Raw genomic sequence first — 17120 nt, 5'->3', positions numbered from 1 at the left:
TCTTGCTAACCACCTGTATTCCACGGTAACCCTTTTCGGCGCGCAGGCGGTGGGCCCGGAAACACCGCCGGTCGGAACGGCGCGGGTTCGTCGGTCGCGTAAGCCTCGGATGCGCGTGCACCGGGCGACCGGTGCCGCACCGCATCCAGGTGCGCCGGCCGTCGGCGGCGCTCCGCCCGAATCCGGGCAGCGGTGTTCTCCGCACGGGTGCGGCGGCGGGCCGCGGCCGCGGCATGGTCACTTCCGGCGGCGCGGTCGCCTCCGCCACCGTGGTCGCTTCCGCCGGCATCGCTCCGTCCGGCACCCAGGAGCCCCGACGACCGCGGTCGGTATCGGTGACCGGTGGGCGCGACCGACTCGAATCCACCGCCAGCGGACACCCTCCAGTGACCGGAATGTTTGAGCCGGTGATGATTTCGACAATAGGCAGTGCAACCACTCGCACCCGCCGGCCCGCACCCGCATCCAGGTGTCGAGCACGGTGCCGGGACGGTACGTCGGGACGACAGAACCGGTGCCCGCACCGCTTCGACATCCGCGTCGGCTGCGATCTCGCGCGCGTGCGCCGCGTCGACGATTCCGTAGCCGTCGAGGTAGGCCGGTTCGTCGCCGCCCGAAAGTGTGGAGTCGAGCACGATCAGGTGCACGAGGGGCTTGCGCGCGGTCGTCGCGATGCGGGAGCTCTTGCCGCAATCGACTCGCCCGCATTCACAGTGCACGAACCCGACCCCGTCGATGAGCGCGGACAATCCGTCGGCCCGTCTCAGCTCGTACGTTCGAAGATCCTTCGGGCACACGGTATTTGCCGGTTCACGCAATCTCGCGTCGAATGCGCGACCCTGCGCCGCAGGGATGGGACCGAGGATTCGGCACATGCCGTCCTCTGCCGCGCTGACTCCGACGAAGCTGTCCGCCTGCGCCTTCTCCCGCTTGGCCCGCACCCCTGCCGGGTGGAGCCTTGCGATGATGCGGTTGGCGGCATTCGTCAGCCTGCGGCCGGTCAACCCAGTTCCACCGGAGCGAAGTGGGGCCAGAACCTGTTCGAGGAGTTGATGTTCGACCTCGCCGATCCGGTCATCGCTGACGTTTGCCGTCGCGTCGTCGATCAGGCGCACCCGGTACATGTCGAGATCACCGCGCGCCATGGCCTCGCGTGTGGTGTGCAATCGGGTACGTAACGATATGCCCAGGCCGATCAGCCGACCCGCCGCCGCTCGCCCCATGGTGAGCGCGGCACCGATCTCGGCCTCGATCACTTCGTGTGCGGTCGACGTCCACGCCCCGTCGGACTCGACCTCGGCAGTGCGGCGTACGAAGAGCTGGGCGATCACCGCCAGCTTCCGTTCGGCCACCACCGACTCACTGCGATGCAGGTCGGTCATCAACTCGACCAGACCCACATCGGATTCCCCGTCGACGAGACAGCAGACCGTCTCGCGAACCCCCCGATCGAATACCCCCGTATCGAACATGTGTTCTACGCTAGCGAAATCCCCTGCGCTCCACAAGACCCGAATCGGAGCCCGCCCGCCTACCCACTCCCCGCGACGATGGCGGGCACGGTGGCGGCCACGATGATCGCGGCGTTGACGGCCTCGACGGATTTGCGTACGGCCTTGCCGGCCCAGTCGCCTTCGGCGATCTCCTTCGCCCGTTTCTTCACGGCGCGACGATCGGCGTCCGGGAACAGCTTCGGGGCCGCGTCGACGGCGGACAGCAGCGAGACGAGCGCGGCGGTGCGCGGAGTGGGGGTGATCCCGTCGAGGAGTGCGGCGCCCAGTGCGGACCGCAGCGCGCGTTCGTGGCTGCCGTCGACCTCCGGCCACCGGGTGGTGGGGAAGATGCCCAGCACCTTGCCCTTCTCCTCGCGGACCCATCCCGCGTCGACGATGCGCTTCGCGAGTTCGTCGCGCAGGTTCTTGGCGAGCTTCTCGATGGCTGCTTCCGGTTTCATCGGCTTGGACGTACCGATGAGGTCGACGGCCCGGGCGAGCAGCGGATCCTGCGGCCGCACTCCGTCCCGGACGACGAGACGCCCCTTCTTGACATCCTCGCCGGGTTCGGCCGGGGTGACGACGTCGCCGAGAGCCAGTTCCAGAAGGACGGCGCCGGCGAGGACGCGCGGCATCCGGGTCCCGTCGACGACGGGCTTTCCCGAAGTGTCGTCGAGCAGCAGCAACAGCAGGTCTTCGGCGAGCAGCGTCATGCTTCCACGATAGGGCGGGCGTCGCGGCGAAGTCCGGTGTCCGTTCAGCCGCCCCGGGGAATGTTTGCCGGTTACCGTGAAGGGGCAATGTTCTGAGTATTCACCGGACGGTTGTCGGGCACCGCAGTCAAAGCACGAGGAGCGGCTATGAGCGCGATCGGACACTGTCGGGCACTCCTGGCGGTCGCCGTCGTTGCGTCGTCGGCCATGTTCGGTCAGGTGGCAGCGGCGTCGGCGGACGAGTGGCGGGCCCTTCCCGCCGACAAGCCGGCGTCGGCAGACGGATCCGTCCTCGACCACATCGAGGAGATCGACGACCGCCAACTGAACATGTTCGTCTACTCGGCAGCGATGGAGAAAGTGATTCTCCTCGAGGTGATCCGCCCCGCCGACACGAGCGTGCCCCGGCCGACTCTGTACCTGCTCAACGGTGCCGGTGGCGGCGAGGATTCGGCAACCTGGCAGGCGAGGACCGACGTGGTCGACTTCTTCGCCGACAAGAACGTCAACGTCGTCACTCCCGTCGGCGGGGCGTACAGCTACTACACCGACTGGGAGAAGCCCGATCCCGTCCTCGGCGTGAACAAGTGGACCACCTTCCTCACCGAGGAACTTCCGCCGATCGTCGACGCCACACTCGGAACGAACGGTGAAAATGCCATCGCGGGTCTGTCGATGTCGGGCACATCCGTCCTGAGCCTGGCCGAGGCGGCCCCGTCGCTGTATCGCGCAGTCGGCGCGTTCAGCGGGTGCGCCGAGACGAGCACCAAACCGGGCCGGGACTACGTCACCTTCGTCGTCAGCTTCCGAGGCGGCGACGTCGAGAACATGTGGGGACCGCCCGACGACCCCGCTTGGGTGGCCAACGACCCCGTCGTCAATGCCGAGAAGCTGCGCGGCATCGACCTGTACATCAGCAACGCCACCGGGCTGCCCGGCATCCACGAGAACCTCAACGGCCCGGACATCAACGGAGACGTCGGCGTGCTGGCCAATCAGGTGATCATCGGCGGCATCATCGAGGCCGGAACCAACGAGTGCACCCATCGGCTGGCCGACAGGCTGAACGCTCTGGGAATCCCGGCCACGTACGACTTCCGGCCCACCGGCACCCACTCGTGGGGCTACTGGCAGGACGACCTGCACAACTCCTGGCCGATGATCGCCGGTTCCCTCGGCCTCTGACCGATTCACGACGCGATTCCGCTGGGCGACGAAAAACCACCGCCCAGCGCAGGCGTCCGCCCCGGCTGTCCGGACGGTGTCCCGGACACCCGACGTCGCATAGGGTGTTGCGGGTCACACGACGACGAGAGGACGTGCATCGATGAGCTCCCCGGGAACTCCGCCTTCGAGCGACGACCATGGCCAGAGCTACGCCGAGGTGTACCGCCGGAGCACCGACAGTCCCGAGGACTTCTGGCTCGCCGCCGCCGAGGCCGTGGAATGGGTGAAGCCGCCGACGCGGGCGCTCGACGATTCCGCCGCCCCGATGTACCGGTGGTTTCCGGACGCGTCGCTGAACACCTGCTTCAACGCCCTCGACCGGCACGTCCGGGACGGCAACGGGGATCGGGCTGCGTTGATCTACGACTCGGCGATGGCCCCCGCTGCGTCCCGCACCTACACCTACGCAGAACTTCTGGACGAGGTGTCCCGGTTCGCCGGCGTCCTGAAGGACCAGGGCGTGGTGGCCGGTGACCGGGTGATCGTCTACATGCCGATGATCCCCGAAGCGGCGATCGCGATGCTGGCCTGCGCCCGCATCGGCGCCGTGCACTCGGTGGTGTTCGGTGGTTTCGCCGCGAAGGAACTCGCCACCCGCATCGACGACGCCGGACCGGTGGTCCTGGTGACTGCGTCGGGCGGCCTCGAGCCGGGGCGCACCGTCGACTACCTGCCGATGGTGGCGAAGGCGCTGGAGTTGTCCGGCACCCCTCCGCACACGGTGATCGTCAAGGACCGGGAGCAGGTCCCCGGTTCGGCCGCCGACTACCAGGGTGACGGGGCGGCGTGGTTCGACTGGGACGCGCTGATGGCGGATGCGTCACCCGCGGAGCCGGTTCCGGTGGCCGCGACGGACCCGCTGTACATCCTCTACACGTCCGGCACCACCGGGAAGCCGAAGGGCGTGATCCGCGACAACGGTGGGCATGCCGTTGCGCTCACGTGGTCGATGCGCAACATCTACGACATCGGCGCGGGCGACGTGTGGTGGACCGCGTCCGACGTGGGCTGGGTGGTCGGGCACTCGTACATCGTCTACGGGCCGCTCCTGGCCGGTGCCACGTCCGTGCTCTACGAGGGCAAGCCGGTCGGGACCCCGGATGCGGGCGCGTTCTGGCGGGTGATCTCCGATCACGGTGTGTCGGCGCTGTTCACCGCCCCGACCGCGATCCGCGCCGTCCGCAAGGCCGATCCCGACGCGAAGGAGATCGAGAAGTACGACATCTCCTCACTGAAGACGCTGTTCGCGGCAGGCGAGCGCCTCGACCCCGACACGTACGCGTGGGCCACCCGCGTCCTCGGCCGTCCCGTCGTCGACCACTGGTGGCAGACCGAGACCGGCTGGGCGATCTGCTCCAACCTGCGCGGGCTCGAACCGATGCCGCTGAAGGCCGGCTCCCCCACCGTCCCGGTGCCCGGGTACCGGGTCCAGGTGGTCGACGCCGAAGGGAACACGGTTCCCGCCGGGGCCGAGGGCAACATCGTGATCGGACTGCCGCTGCCCCCGGGCACCCTGGCCGGGTTGTGGCGTGACCCGGAGCGGTACGTGAGGTCGTATCTCGCCACGTTCGACGGCTACTACCTGACCGGCGACTCCGGTTACATCGACGAGGACGGGTACGTGTTCGTCCTCGGCCGCAGCGACGACGTCATCAACGTTGCCGGACATCGGCTTTCGACGGGCAGCATGGAGGCGGTGGTCGCGGGGCACCCCGCGGTGGCCGAGTGCGCGGTGGTCGGGATCCGCGACGAACTCAAGGGCCAGCGGCCCAGCGGTTACGTGGTGCTCAAGGCCGGGGTCGAGATCGACCCGGACACGCTCCGCAACGAACTGGTCGCGATGGTGCGCGAGCAGATCGGCGCCGTCGCCACGTTCCGCGACGTGACGGTCGTGCAGGCACTGCCCAAGACCCGCTCGGGCAAGATCCTGCGCAAGACGATGCGGCAGATCGCCGACCACGAGGAGTACACGGTGCCCTCCACCATCGAGGACGTCGCCGTACTCGACGCGCTGAAGAAGCAGCTGGGCGGCTGACCTCTCAGACCCGGACGGCCGCGTCGAGTGCGTGAACCACCAGTTCCTCGACGCGGTCCGCTTCGAGGGGGTCGAGGTCGAATAGGATGCGGTAGATGATCGGCGCCACGACGTGGTCGATCACGTGCTCGACCACACCCTGCACGGGTTCGCCGCGTCCGAGGATCGTCTCGATCTGGGTGCGGCAGAACGTCGCGCACTTGAACTGATTGGTGCCGTCCTCGGACCTGAGGGTGTCGGCGCTCATCACGACGTCGCGCAGTGCCGCCCGCCCCACCGGCGAGGACATCTCCTCGAGGTAGTCCTGCGCCCAGGCGACGAGGTCGCCTCGCACACTGCCGGTTTCACGCGGGGGCGCGTCGGGATGCAGACGCTCGAGCGCGACGTCCGCGAACAATTCGGTGATGTCCCCCCAGCGCCGGTAGATGGTCGACGGGGTGACCCCGGCGTCGGCGGCGATCATCGGGACGGTGATGTCCGCTCGGTCGCGCTCGTCGAGAAGTTTGCGCGTGGACGCGTGCACCGCCTGCTGGATGCGGGCGCTGCGACCACCGGGGCGTGGACCTGGAGCCGGACTCATGCCCCCATGCTAACGCAAAGACGTTGCATTAAGAATGGTGGCGGCGTAGCGTCCATTAACGCAAACCTTTTGCATTAATGTTTCCGGGAGTACGCCATGACGACGCTTGCCGCGCCCGAAGCACCACCGACGTCTCGACCCGCACTGCGCCGCGGAGCCGCCTTCACGCTCGTCGCGGTCGTGATCGCCACCCTGCTCGGCGCGTCTGCCGCACCCACACCGCTGTACGAGGTGTACCAGTCGAACTGGGGTTTCTCGTCGCTGCAGTCGACGCTGGTCTTCGGCATCTACGCCGTGAGCCTGCTGCTGGCGCTGCTCACCGTCGGGTCGCTCTCGGACTACGTCGGCCGCCGGCCCGTGCTGATCACGGCACTCGTGGTCGAAGCCGCCTCGATGATCATGTTCGCGACAGCCGAAGGCATCGGCCTCCTGCTGTTCGCCCGCGTCGTGCAGGGTTTCGCCACCGGCGCCGCGATCAGCGCACTCGGTTCCACACTCCTCGACCTCGAACGCACGCCCGGACGCGGCGCCACCGTCAACAGCATCGCGCCCACCGTCGGCCTCGCACTGGGCGCCATCGGATCGAGCCTGATCAGCGAGCACCTTCCCCGGCCCACCAGCACCGTGTTCCTGGTGTTCTTCGCGCTGTTCCTCCTCGAAATCCTCGGCATCTGGGCGGCACCCGAGACGGCGGTCCGGCAGAAGGGGGCTCTGGCCTCGATGCGTCCGACACTCGCGGTCCCGCCCACCGCACAGGGCATGCTCGTTCTCACCGGACCCTGCCTGGTCGCCGTGTGGGCGCTGGGCGGCTTCTACCTGTCACTCGGACCGTCGCTCGCCCGCAACGCGCTCGACGTCCACACGTCGCTGATCGGCGCCGTCATGGTCGCGACACTCACCGGGACCGGTGCATCCGCGGTGTTCCTGCTGCGCAACGTGGCGGCACGCCCCATCCTGTACGTCGGAGCGTCCGCCCTCGTCGCCGGGGTCACCATCACCCTGGTCGGCGCCGAAACGTCCTCGGCGCTGTGGATTCTCGCGGGAACCGCGGTGGCGGGCGTCGGGTTCGGCGCCGGCTTCCAGGGCACCATCCGCACCGTCATGCCGCTCGCCGAACCGCACGAGCGCGCGGGACTGCTGTCGAGCATCTACGTGATCGCCTACCTCGCCAACAGCGTTCCGGCACTGATCGCCGGATACCTCGTCGGGAAGGTCGGGCTCGTCGACACCACCCGCATCTACGGCGGACTCGTCATCGTCCTCGCCGCGGCAGCCTTCCTCGGGCTTCTCATGCGCAAAGCGCCCGTGAGTACTTATTAACCGCCCGCGGTTAACAAGTACTCACAGGGCCTTGATCTCGCCGTAGCGGGCGAGGGCCTCCTGCCGTTCGTGGGCGTGGTCGACGATCGGTGGCGGATAGTCCTCGGGGCGACCGTCTTTCAGAGCGTGGACGGCCTTGCCGGGGATGCCGCGCAGTTCGGGCACCCACCGCCGCACGTACTCGCCGTCGGGGTCGAACTTCTCCCCCTGCGTCGTCGGGTTGAACACCCGGAAGTACGGCGACGCGTCCGTCCCCGATCCCGCGGTCCACTGCCAGCCGTGCTGATTGTTCGCGAGATCCCCGTCGACGAGCTGGTTCATGAAGTAGCGGGCACCCCGCCACCACGGCAGGTGCAGATCCTTGACGAAGAACGACGCGACGATCATCCGCACCCGATTGTGCATCCAGGCTTCGGCTTTCAGCTGACGCATCCCGGCGTCGACGATCGGGAACCCCGTGCGGCCCTCGCACCACGCCGTGTACGCCTCCTCGGCGTCGGAACCGCTGTCGTAGCGGATGTGGTCGAAGCGACGGTCATAGTTCCCGCGGGCGCTGTCGGGGCGCTGGAAGAGGATGTCGGCGTAGAAGTCCCGCCACGCGAGCTGCCGCCGGTACTGTTCGGCGCTCGTGCTGCGGCGGCGCGCGAGATCGCGGAGCATCGTCCGCGGATGAATGTTGCCGTACTTCAGGTAGACGGACATCCGGCTCGTCGCGTCGAGACCGGGACGATCCCGCGCATCCTCGTAGCCGGCGAGGTCGTCGTCGCAGAACTCCGCCCACCGCTGCAGCGCCGCCGCCTCACCCGCGGGGCACCCGTCGGATTCCGGTTCGGGGATCGCCACCCGCCGCGCCTTCACGTCGTTCGGGTCCAGCCACTCCACCGTCGCAGACCCGGTGTCGATCGGCGCGCGCCACCCGTGTTCGAGCCACTGCCGGAAGTACGGGGTGAACACGCGGTACGGCTCCCCGTCCGTCTTCGTCACCCGGCCCGGCGCCACGGCATACGGCGAACCGGTGGCCACCAGATCGACATGCTCCGCGACGGCGGCATCACGCTCGCGACCGTAGGGCCCGTAGTCCGCGCTCACGTGCACTTCTTCGGCCGATACCTTCTTCGCGACCCTCGGAACCACGTCGACGGGATCGCCCTTCACCACCAGCAACCGGCCGTCGAGTTGGTCGTCCAATGCGGCGAGACTGCGGAACAGGAAGTCCCGGCGAGCACCGCCCGATGTTGTCAGCAGCCGGTCGTCGAGGACGAACAGCCCGAGCGCCCGCGCCCCCGACTCGGACACCGTGTGAAGCGTCGGCAGATCACCGAGCCGGAGGTCGCGCCGGAACCAGACGAGTGCGGTGTCCATACCTGCCACGGTAACGAAGCGCGGGCCGATCAGTTGGTGGAGCGAGCCGACGACAGCACCGACAGGTACGGCGCGTCGATGTCGTAGTGCTCGAACGCCGACAGCGCCGCGCGGGCAAACGTCCGCTGCACCGCCCACTGCCTGCCGGGCTTGGTCCGCGCGGTGATCCGCAGTGTGACCGATTCCGCGGTCACCGAGTTGACGCCCAGCAGTTCCGGGGGCTCGAGTACGTCGGCCGCGATCGCGTCGCCCTTCGCCGCCTCGGTGACGGCCTCCAGTGCCACCTCGCACGCCCGCTGCACGTTGGCGGCGTGCGCGATCGGCAGATCGACCACCGCGACCGCGTAACCCTGGCTCATGTTGCCGACGCGGACGATCTCACCGTTGCGGCAGTACCAGAGGGTGCCGTTGACGTCGCGGATCGTGGTGACCCGCAGACCCACCGTCTCGACCGTGCCCACGGCCTCGCCGAGGTCCACGACGTCCCCGACCCCGTACTGGTCCTCGAGCAGCATGAAGATGCCCGACAGGAAGTCCCGGACGAGGTTCTGCGCACCGAATCCGAGTGCGACACCGATCACTCCGGCGGACGCGATGAACGGCGCCACGTTGACGCCGAGGACGGCGAGGACCTGGAGCACCACCCAGATGAGCACCACGATCGACACGGTCGATTTGAGGACGGACCCGATCGTCCGGGCGCGTTGCGCGCGGCGCTCGTTGACCATTGCCTCCTTGACGCCGCGCGGGGCGCGTTCCCGCAGGGGACGGAGCATGGCCGGTTTGTCGGAAGGCTCCCGGGGCCGCGTCATCCGGTCGATCATCCGGTGCAACGCGAAACGCAGCACGAGCGCCAGGACGACGTAGGTCGCGATCTCGGCCGGGCGGTGAATCAGCCAGTCACGGTTGGTTTCGGTCAGTTCGAATGCCTGCAGCGAAGAAAACATCTCCAACGAGTGTACGGACGAGACACGCTCCCACAACTGCCATCCGCACGCTCAGTGGTCGCGCTCACGGCACAATGCAGGAGTGACCGTCACCGACTCAGCCAGTGTCCTCGTGGTCGACGACGACGAGGACGTGCGGACGTCCCTCGAACGCGGCCTGCGCCTGTCCGGATTCACCGTCCTCACGGCCGTCGACGGCGCCGACGCGCTCCGGGTGGTCAGCGAGCGACGTCCGGACGCGATGGTGCTCGACATGAACATGCCGGTCATCGACGGCACCGGTGTGGTGACCGCCCTGCGCGCGATGAACAACGACATCCCGATCTGCGTGCTCAGCGCCCGCGACACCGTCGACGACCGCATCTCCGGCCTCGAATCGGGCGCCGACGACTACCTGGTCAAGCCGTTCGTCCTCGCCGAACTGATCGCTCGGATCCGGGCGATGCTGCGGCGGCACGGAACGACGGCCGCCGCGCCGGCCGGCTCGCCCGCGACCCCACCGATCCGCGTCGGCGCCCTGGAGATCCGGACGTCCGCACGCAGGGTCTTCATGGCGGGCGAGGAGGTCACGCTGACCAAACGGGAATTCGAACTCCTCGAGGTGCTCGCCCGCAACGTCGGCATCGTCCTGAGCCGTGAACGGCTCCTCGAACTGGTGTGGGGGTACGACTTCGTCGCCGACACCAACGTGGTGGACGTGTTCGTCGGCTACCTGCGTCGCAAGTTCGAAGTCGGTGGTCAACCGCGCATCCTGTACACGGTCCGCGGAGTCGGGTTCGTGCTCCGGGAACCGTCGTGAAACGGTCGTTCTCCCTCCGGACCCGTGTGGCCGCCGCGACCGCGCTGGGGGCGACGATCATCGTCGTGGCGCTCGGCATCCTGGTGTCGCTGGCGATCAACCGGAACAACCTGTCGCAACTCGACCGGCGGCTGGAGACGGCGTCGGACGTCCTGGTTCCCAACGCGGCCACCGCGGGACTGTTCCTCGGGGCACTGGGCGACAAGGGTGCGTTCGCCATCACGATCCGTTCGGCCGACGGCGACACCGTGCTCGTGAGCACCCCCACCCAGCTGCCCGAACTCGACCCGGGCCAGCAGACCGTCGAGGTGGGTGACACGAAGTACCGGGCGTACACCGCGACCGTGCCGCTCCTCGGCACCCGGATCTCCCTGGCCGTGCCGTACGCCGAAGCCCAGGACGTGACGTCGGAGCAGCAACGACAGGTGGCGCTCGTCGGAGTGCTCGCCATCGCCGCGGCCAGCGGTCTCGGCTGGTTGTTCGGCGGTCGGGCCGTGCGACCGCTGGTCGACTTGACCGGCCGCATCGTGCGCCGCGAACCGAAGCTGACGCCCACGACCTCCGGTGTACGGGAGGCGGACGAACTGGCCTCCGCCGCGGAGTCGATGCTGCGCGACGTCGCGGAGGCGCAGGACGCGACCACCGCCGCGCTCGCCACCGCACGCGACTTCGCGGCCGTCTCGGCACACGAACTCCGGACCCCGCTCACCGCGATGCGCACCGACCTCGAGGTCCTCACCACTCTCGACCTGACGCCGGAACAGCAGCACGAGATCCTCCGCGACCTCGCCCGCTCACAAGGCCGGGTGGAATCGACGCTGTCCGATCTCGAACGCCTCGCCCGCGGCGAACTGTCCACCGACAAGGACTTCGTGGACTGCGACCTCGTCGACATCAGCGACCTCGCCGCCGAGGAGGCGATGCGTCACAATCCGGGACTGCAGGTGACCGTCGACGCGACCCCGGTGACGGTTCGCGGCATGCCCGGTGGGCTGCGCCTCACCCTGGACAACGCCATCAAGAACGCGGTCCGGCACGGCGGCGCCACCGCGGTGACGATCACGCTGAGAGCGGCCGACGGCATCACCACCGTCGTCGTCGACGACAACGGATCGGGGGTGCCCGAGACCGAACGGGCCGTGGTGTTCGAACGGTTCCACCGCGGTTCCAACGCGACGAAGAGCGGGTCGGGTCTCGGCCTCGCGCTCGTCGCGCAGCAGGCGGCACTGCACAACGGCAGCGCACGTTTCGAAGTCAGCCCGCTCGGTGGCGCCCGGCTCGTCGTCGAACTCCACACCGACACCCCACACCAGCCCCCGAAAGCGGAAGCACGGAAAGCGGAAAGCCCCGCGTCACCGTGAGGTGATGCGGGGCTTTCGGTGCTGGGGAGACTATTCCTTCACGTCCAGCAGGTCGATCATGAAGACCAGCGTCTTGCCGGACAGCTGATGTCCGGCGCCGGCGGGACCGTAGGCCAGCTCCGGCGGGATCGTGAGCTGACGACGTCCGCCCACCTTCATGCCGGGGATGCCGTCCTGCCAGCCCTTGATGAGGCCGCGCAGCGGGAACTGGATGGACTCGCCGCGGCTCCAGGAGGAGTCGAACTCCTCCCCGGACTCGAACTCGACGCCGACGTAGTGCACCTCGACGGTGCCCCCGGGAACGGCCTCGGCGCCGTCTCCGACCACCACGTCCTTGATGACCAGGTCGGTCGGGGCAGGTCCGTCTTGGAATTCGATCTCGGGCTTGGTCATATGTCCTCCTCGGTGAGGGCTCTATGGTTCGGCACAGGTATTCGCGATCAGCGACCTGTGACGTCCTTGTAGTCACGCTCGGTGTAACCGGTGTAGATCTGGCGCGGACGGCCGATCTTCGTAGCGGGATCTTCGTGCATCTCGCGCCAGTGTGCAATCCACCCGGGCAAGCGGCCCATGGCGAACAGAACGGTGAACATGCGCGTGGGGAAACCCATCGCGCGGTAGATCAGACCCGTGTAGAAGTCGACGTTCGGGTACAGCTTGCGCTCGACGAAGTAGTCGTCGGTGAGCGCCGCCTCTTCGAGCGCCATCGCGATGTCGAGCAGCTCGTCGTCGCCGCCGAGCTTCTCGAGGATGGTGTGAGCCGTCTTCTTGACGATCGCCGCGCGCGGGTCGTAGTTGCGGTAGACACGGTGTCCGAAGCCCATGAGCTTCACACCGTCTTCCTTGTTCTTGACCTTGCGGACGAAGTCGTCCGCGTTGCTGCCGCTGGCCTTGATCTCGTCGAGCATCTCCAGCACGGCCTGGTTGGCGCCGCCGTGCAGCGGGCCCCAGAGTGCGTTGATGCCACCGGAGATTGAGGTGAACAGGTTGGCGTCGGACGAGCCGACCAGCCGCACCGTCGACGTCGAGCAGTTCTGCTCGTGGTCGGCGTGCAGGATCAGAAGCATGTCGAGAGCCTTGGCGATCTCGGGATCGATCTCGTAGGGCTCCGCGGGGAAGCCGAACGTCATCCGGAGGAAGTTCTCGACCAGGTTCAGGGAGTTGTCCGGGTACAGGAACGGCTGCCCGACGGACTTCTTGTACGCGTAGGCCGCGATGGTCGGCAGCTTCGCGAGAAGACGGATGGTCGACAGCTCGACCTGTTCCGGGTCGGCCGGGTCCAGGGAATCCTGGTAGTACGCGGACAGCGCGTTGACGGCGCTGGACAGGACCGGCATCGGGTGTGCGTTCCGCGGGAATCCGTCGAAGAACCTCTTGAGGTCCTCGTGCAGCAGCGTGTGGCGCCGGATCCGGTCGGTGAACGACTCGAGCTGCGCCGTGGTGGGCAGCTCACCGTAGATCAGCAGATAGCTGACCTCGATGAAGGTCGACTTCTCGGCCAGCTGTTCGATCGGGTACCCGCGGTAGCGGAGAATCCCGTGCTCACCGTCGATGTAGGTGATCGCGGAGCTGGTGGAGGCGGTATTGACGAAACCCGGGTCCAGGGTGGTGTACCCGGTGCTGGCGAGCAGCTTGCCCAGTTCGATACCGTCATTGCCCTCGGTTGCCCTGGCAATGGACATCGTGTGCTCACCACCAGGGTAGGTAAGCGTGGGCTTTGTGTCATTGTCAGGCACGAAGCATCCCTCTCAAGCTCAAACCAATGAGTAACAACTTCATTCAGGTAGAAACTAGTCCCACTCTGGCCTGCGTGCCGAAGGCGGGTCCGCTCAGAGCCCGCGATCCGGGTCCGCCGCGGGATGCGCGGCGACCACCGGGAAGGGTCGCCGAACGGGATCGGCGAGTGTCCGATTTGCCCGCACGGCGCGGGAGCGGAATCGGTGAGGGCCAGTTACCTGAGACTGGACTGGCCGCGTTACCTGCACAGATGCCGAAGACGGTGGAGAACGCACACCGCGGTGCCCGAAGCGGTGAGGGAAGAACAGAGGGTGACACAAAGCGCCGCAGCCGCGACAGAAGAACCCCCGCCCGACGTATCGGCCGGACCGCGACCGGTGTTACACCGTCTCACCAAGTGGGCACTCGATGCTCGAAAGTTGAACCGCTACGACCCCAACGCGGACATGCCCCACGCACCCGTCCACTGCTGCCCCGGAGCGAGCACCAACTGATCGATCCCGGAGTTGAACGCGTCCGGCGGGCACGTCATCGGTTCGAGCGCCAGCGCCCGCCCGCGGCCCGGGTACGACTTCCCGGCGTCGGGATCCGCGACGAACGCCTGCAGCCAGCCGAACTCACGAGCCGCCCACAGGATCGTTCCGGTGCCGTCCGGCGCACGCAATTCGTGCCGCGACCTGCCGTCCGCGTCGACGTCCAGTGCACTGAACGGGGTGTCGAGCGCGACGCCCGCCAACGTGCGCGGGCTGGTGAAGTCGTACTCGGTGCCTGCCACGGGCTGCGAACCCCCACTCGGCAGCATGCGCTCGTCGAGCGGCAGCCGGGTGCCGGCGGACAGTCGCAGCGTGCACTCGTCGAGCGGGAAGTCGCCGGCGCGGACGTAGGAGTGGAAGCCCATCCCGAACGGTGCCGGGATGGCTCCCGTGTTGGTGGCTGTGTGCGTCACGGTGAGGCCGTCGTCGCCAACGACGTAGGCAACGGTGAGCCGCAGCGGGTACGGCCACCCCTTGTGGAGGCCGACGTCGATAGACAACTCGATGCGGTCGTCGGCGTGATTCATGACACGCCAGTCCCGGCGGCGGACGAATCCGTGACTGGCATTGCCGAATGTCGGTTCCGTGATCTCGAGCTGATGGTCGATGCCGTCGAAGACGAACTGGCCGTCGCGGATCCGGTTCGGCCACGGCGCGAGGATCAGACCGGCCGACAACGGTGGCCGGGTTCCGATGTCCCACGTCTCGGTGAGCGCCGTCGGCCCGTCCGGACCGTCCCATTCGAGTAGCCGGAGTCCGGCGCCGGTGGCCGCGATACCGGCCCGGTAGCCGCCTCCCCGGATCTCGAATCCGGCCGTGGCAGGCCTGTCCGTCTTCGAAGACTGCGGTTCACCCATGCACTTCAGTGTGCCCGAGATGGGCGCGAGATATGTGATGGCGCACAGGAACCTAGCGGGTGACCTTGTACCGCACCAGTGCCGGGAACGCGAGCGCGGCGATCACCACACCGACGACGACGAGGACGCCGCCGCCCGCGGCCGCCACGCTCGTCCCGACCGCAGCCGCTGCCACGCCGTGCACGACGTCACCGATCCGCGGGCCCCCGGCCACGACGACGATGAAGACGCCCTGGAGTCGTCCGCGCATCTCGTCCGTGGCGACCTGCTGGAGCATGGTGCTGCGGAACGCGGCGGAGACCATGTCGACGGCACCACCGAATGCGAGGAACGCGAGAGCGATCCACAACAGGACCGGACTGTCGCCGGGTGACGCGATCCCCACCACCACGCCGAAACCGACCATCGCCAGACCCCACAGCACGATGCACACGATCACGGCGAGGCCCTGGCGCCGGACCCTCGGCAGCCAGCCGGAGAACACCCCACCGGCCACCGCGCCGAAGGACATCGCCGCGAACAGCAGGCCCAGCGCCACACCGCCCGATGCCGGGTCGCCGAACGTGTCGTGCGCGATCTGCGGGAACAACGCCCGCGGCATGCCGAACACCATGGCGATGATGTCGACGACGAACGACGCGAGCAGCACCTTCTGCGTCGCGAGGTAGGCGAACCCGTCGAACACCTCACGCAGCCCGGCCCGGCGCGACTCCCCCGTCGGCGGGATGGCAGGCAGCCGGAGCACCGCCCACAGTGTGGCCAGTAGGGCGATCGAATCGACGAGATACAGCGTCGACAGCCCGACCGTCGGAATCATCACGCCGGCGAGCAGCGGTCCGGCAATGGCGCCGAACTGCATGACCGTCATGTTGAGCGAGTTGGCGGCGGCCAGCTGTTCCGCCGGGATGAGCCGCGGGATGATAGCGCTTCGGGTGGGCTGGTTGACCGCGAAGAACGCCTGTTGCAACCCCAGCAGTCCGAGCACCAGCCACACGTTGTCCAGGCCCAGCGCCGCCTGCACCCAGAACAGCACGGACGTCACACCGAGCCCGACGGTGGTGATCGTCAGCAGTTTCCGCCGGTCCATGACGTCGGCCAGCGCGCCGCCCCACAACCCGAACACGATCAGCGGTACCAGCGCGAAGACACCGGTCAGACCCACGTACGCCGAGCTTCGGGTGATCTCGTACACCTGCTGCGGCACCGCGACGACACTGAGCTGCCCGCCGATCACCGTCACGATCCCGGCCGCCCACAGTCGGCGGTAGTCCCGGTTCTGCAGCGGCGCCGTGTCGGCGAGCAGCCGCCGCTTCTTCTTCTCGGTGACGGTGTCGCTCATTTTTCCCTTAGCTCGTTTCCCATGCTCACTATTCCCCGGCAGTCACGGCTGCAGTCGCTCCACCGTCCACGAGCCGTCGACCAGCGACGTCCGGATGCGGTTGTGCATCCGGTTCGCGCGGCCCTGCCAGAACTCCACGACCGCGGGGCGAATCAGGATTCCGCCCCAGTCCGGCCGGACCGGGATGTCGACGTCGACGGGAAAGCGCTCCGCCGCGTGCAGCAGCGCGGCGTCCAATTCGGCCCGCGAACCGATCGGCTTCGACTGCTCGGAGGCCCATGCCCCCAGCCGGGATCCGCGGGGCCTGCTGTGCCAGTACTCGTCCGTGACCTCGGCACTCACGCGCTCGACGGGACCGCGGACGGTGATCTGCCGGGCGACGGGCACCCAGGTGAACGTCACCGACGCGTAGGGCACCGCCTCCAGCTGGCGGCCCTTGTCCGAGTCGTAGTTGGTGAAGAACAGCACACCGTCGGTACTCAATCCCTTGCAGAGGACGGTGCGGGTGCACGGATGTCCGTGCTCGTCGACGGTTCCGAGCGTCATCGCGTTGGGTTCGGGAACCCCGGCCTCGACGGCGTCCTCGAGCCACAGGCGCATCAGGGGAAGCCAGCCGCCGATCAGCTGGTCGGCGTCCAGATCGGAGTCGACGTACCGACCGTCAGCGCCCTGGTGTGCGTACCCGACGCGCATGGCCGCGAGGTCCTTGTTCACCGTTTTCGGCTGTTCTGCATCTGGAGACACAGCCGAGAACGCTACTCCCGGGTATGCACTGATCAACTCTCCGGTGACACCGGCTAAAGTTTTGGGGACCGAA

15 protein-coding genes are annotated in these 17120 nt (G+C 67.9%); 5 read left to right on the top strand and 10 right to left on the bottom strand.

Annotated elements, in window-relative coordinates:
- Positions 1-5: 5 nt before the first annotated feature.
- Positions 6-1472, bottom strand: coding sequence for a DUF222 domain-containing protein (locus tag RHA1_RS24495; protein WP_237726940.1), 1467 nt, complete (start codon positions 1470-1472; stop codon positions 6-8).
- Positions 1473-1531: 59 nt separating this feature from the next.
- The gene (locus RHA1_RS24490) at positions 1532-2206 is read right to left on the bottom strand and encodes a GOLPH3/VPS74 family protein (protein WP_011597272.1); all 675 of its coding nucleotides are present in this window, start codon (positions 2204-2206) and stop codon (positions 1532-1534) included.
- 147 nt (positions 2207-2353) lie between these two features.
- Between RHA1_RS24490 and RHA1_RS24485 the strand changes: the two genes are divergently transcribed.
- Together RHA1_RS24485 and RHA1_RS24480 are read left to right on the top strand one after the other, a co-directional pair.
- On the top strand, positions 2354-3391 hold the full coding sequence (locus RHA1_RS24485) for an alpha/beta hydrolase (RefSeq protein ID WP_009478049.1): 1038 nt from the start codon (positions 2354-2356) through the stop codon (positions 3389-3391).
- A gap of 142 nt (positions 3392-3533) precedes the next feature.
- Complete coding sequence (locus RHA1_RS24480; RefSeq protein WP_009478048.1) at positions 3534-5468, top strand: propionyl-CoA synthetase; 1935 nt, start codon at positions 3534-3536, stop codon at positions 5466-5468.
- A 4-nt stretch (positions 5469-5472) separates the two neighbouring features.
- Here RHA1_RS24480 and RHA1_RS24475 read toward each other — a convergent pair whose 3' ends face one another.
- Entirely contained in the window at positions 5473-6048 is a 576-nt protein-coding gene (locus RHA1_RS24475) for a TetR/AcrR family transcriptional regulator (protein ID WP_011597271.1), read from the bottom strand.
- Between the two features lie 96 nt (positions 6049-6144).
- Here RHA1_RS24475 and RHA1_RS24470 point away from each other — a divergent pair, with 96 nt between their 5' ends.
- Entirely contained in the window at positions 6145-7368 is a 1224-nt protein-coding gene (locus RHA1_RS24470; protein WP_011597270.1) for an MFS transporter, read from the top strand.
- 21 nt (positions 7369-7389) lie between these two features.
- Here the strand turns inward: RHA1_RS24470 and RHA1_RS24465 are convergent, their stop codons facing one another.
- Together RHA1_RS24465 and RHA1_RS24460 are read right to left on the bottom strand one after the other, a co-directional pair.
- The gene (locus RHA1_RS24465) at positions 7390-8730 is read right to left on the bottom strand and encodes a cryptochrome/photolyase family protein (RefSeq protein ID WP_011597269.1); all 1341 of its coding nucleotides are present in this window, start codon (positions 8728-8730) and stop codon (positions 7390-7392) included.
- A gap of 29 nt (positions 8731-8759) precedes the next feature.
- A complete protein-coding gene (locus tag RHA1_RS24460) occupies positions 8760-9677 on the bottom strand; it encodes a mechanosensitive ion channel family protein (RefSeq protein WP_009478044.1) in 918 nt (305 codons plus the stop codon).
- Positions 9678-9759: 82 nt separating this feature from the next.
- On the opposite strand from RHA1_RS24460, the gene RHA1_RS24455 reads away from it, so the two are divergent.
- Together RHA1_RS24455 and RHA1_RS24450 are read left to right on the top strand one after the other, a co-directional pair.
- Positions 9760-10476, top strand: coding sequence for a response regulator transcription factor (locus tag RHA1_RS24455; RefSeq protein WP_011597267.1), 717 nt, complete (start codon positions 9760-9762; stop codon positions 10474-10476).
- Positions 10473-11837, top strand: coding sequence for a sensor histidine kinase (locus RHA1_RS24450; protein ID WP_011597266.1), 1365 nt, complete (start codon positions 10473-10475; stop codon positions 11835-11837). Before RHA1_RS24455 ends, RHA1_RS24450 begins: the two co-directional genes overlap by 4 nt.
- 30 nt (positions 11838-11867) lie before the next feature.
- Here the strand turns inward: RHA1_RS24450 and RHA1_RS24445 are convergent, their stop codons facing one another.
- From RHA1_RS24445 to pdxH, 5 genes are all read right to left on the bottom strand, one after another.
- Entirely contained in the window at positions 11868-12230 is a 363-nt protein-coding gene (locus RHA1_RS24445) for an FKBP-type peptidyl-prolyl cis-trans isomerase (RefSeq protein ID WP_005244090.1), read from the bottom strand.
- Positions 12231-12277: 47 nt separating this feature from the next.
- Entirely contained in the window at positions 12278-13573 is a 1296-nt protein-coding gene (locus RHA1_RS24440; protein ID WP_005263314.1) for a citrate synthase, read from the bottom strand.
- Positions 13574-14001: 428 nt separating this feature from the next.
- Positions 14002-14964, bottom strand: coding sequence for an aldose 1-epimerase family protein (locus tag RHA1_RS24435; protein ID WP_009478040.1), 963 nt, complete (start codon positions 14962-14964; stop codon positions 14002-14004).
- 52 nt (positions 14965-15016) lie between these two features.
- Positions 15017-16303: an MFS transporter gene (locus RHA1_RS24430; RefSeq protein ID WP_009478039.1), complete on the bottom strand. Its 1287-nt coding sequence runs from the start codon at positions 16301-16303 to the stop codon at positions 15017-15019.
- Between the two features lie 42 nt (positions 16304-16345).
- The gene (gene pdxH, locus RHA1_RS24425) at positions 16346-17017 is read right to left on the bottom strand and encodes a pyridoxamine 5'-phosphate oxidase (protein ID WP_081437464.1); all 672 of its coding nucleotides are present in this window, start codon (positions 17015-17017) and stop codon (positions 16346-16348) included.
- Positions 17018-17120 lie beyond the last annotated feature (103 nt).

The sequence above is a fragment of the Rhodococcus jostii RHA1 genome (assembly GCF_000014565.1).
GTDB classification, from domain to species: domain Bacteria; phylum Actinomycetota; class Actinomycetes; order Mycobacteriales; family Mycobacteriaceae; genus Rhodococcus_F; species Rhodococcus_F jostii_A.
The sequence above is the reverse complement of the archived record's forward strand: the minus strand, read 5'-3'. Positions and strand labels throughout refer to the sequence as shown.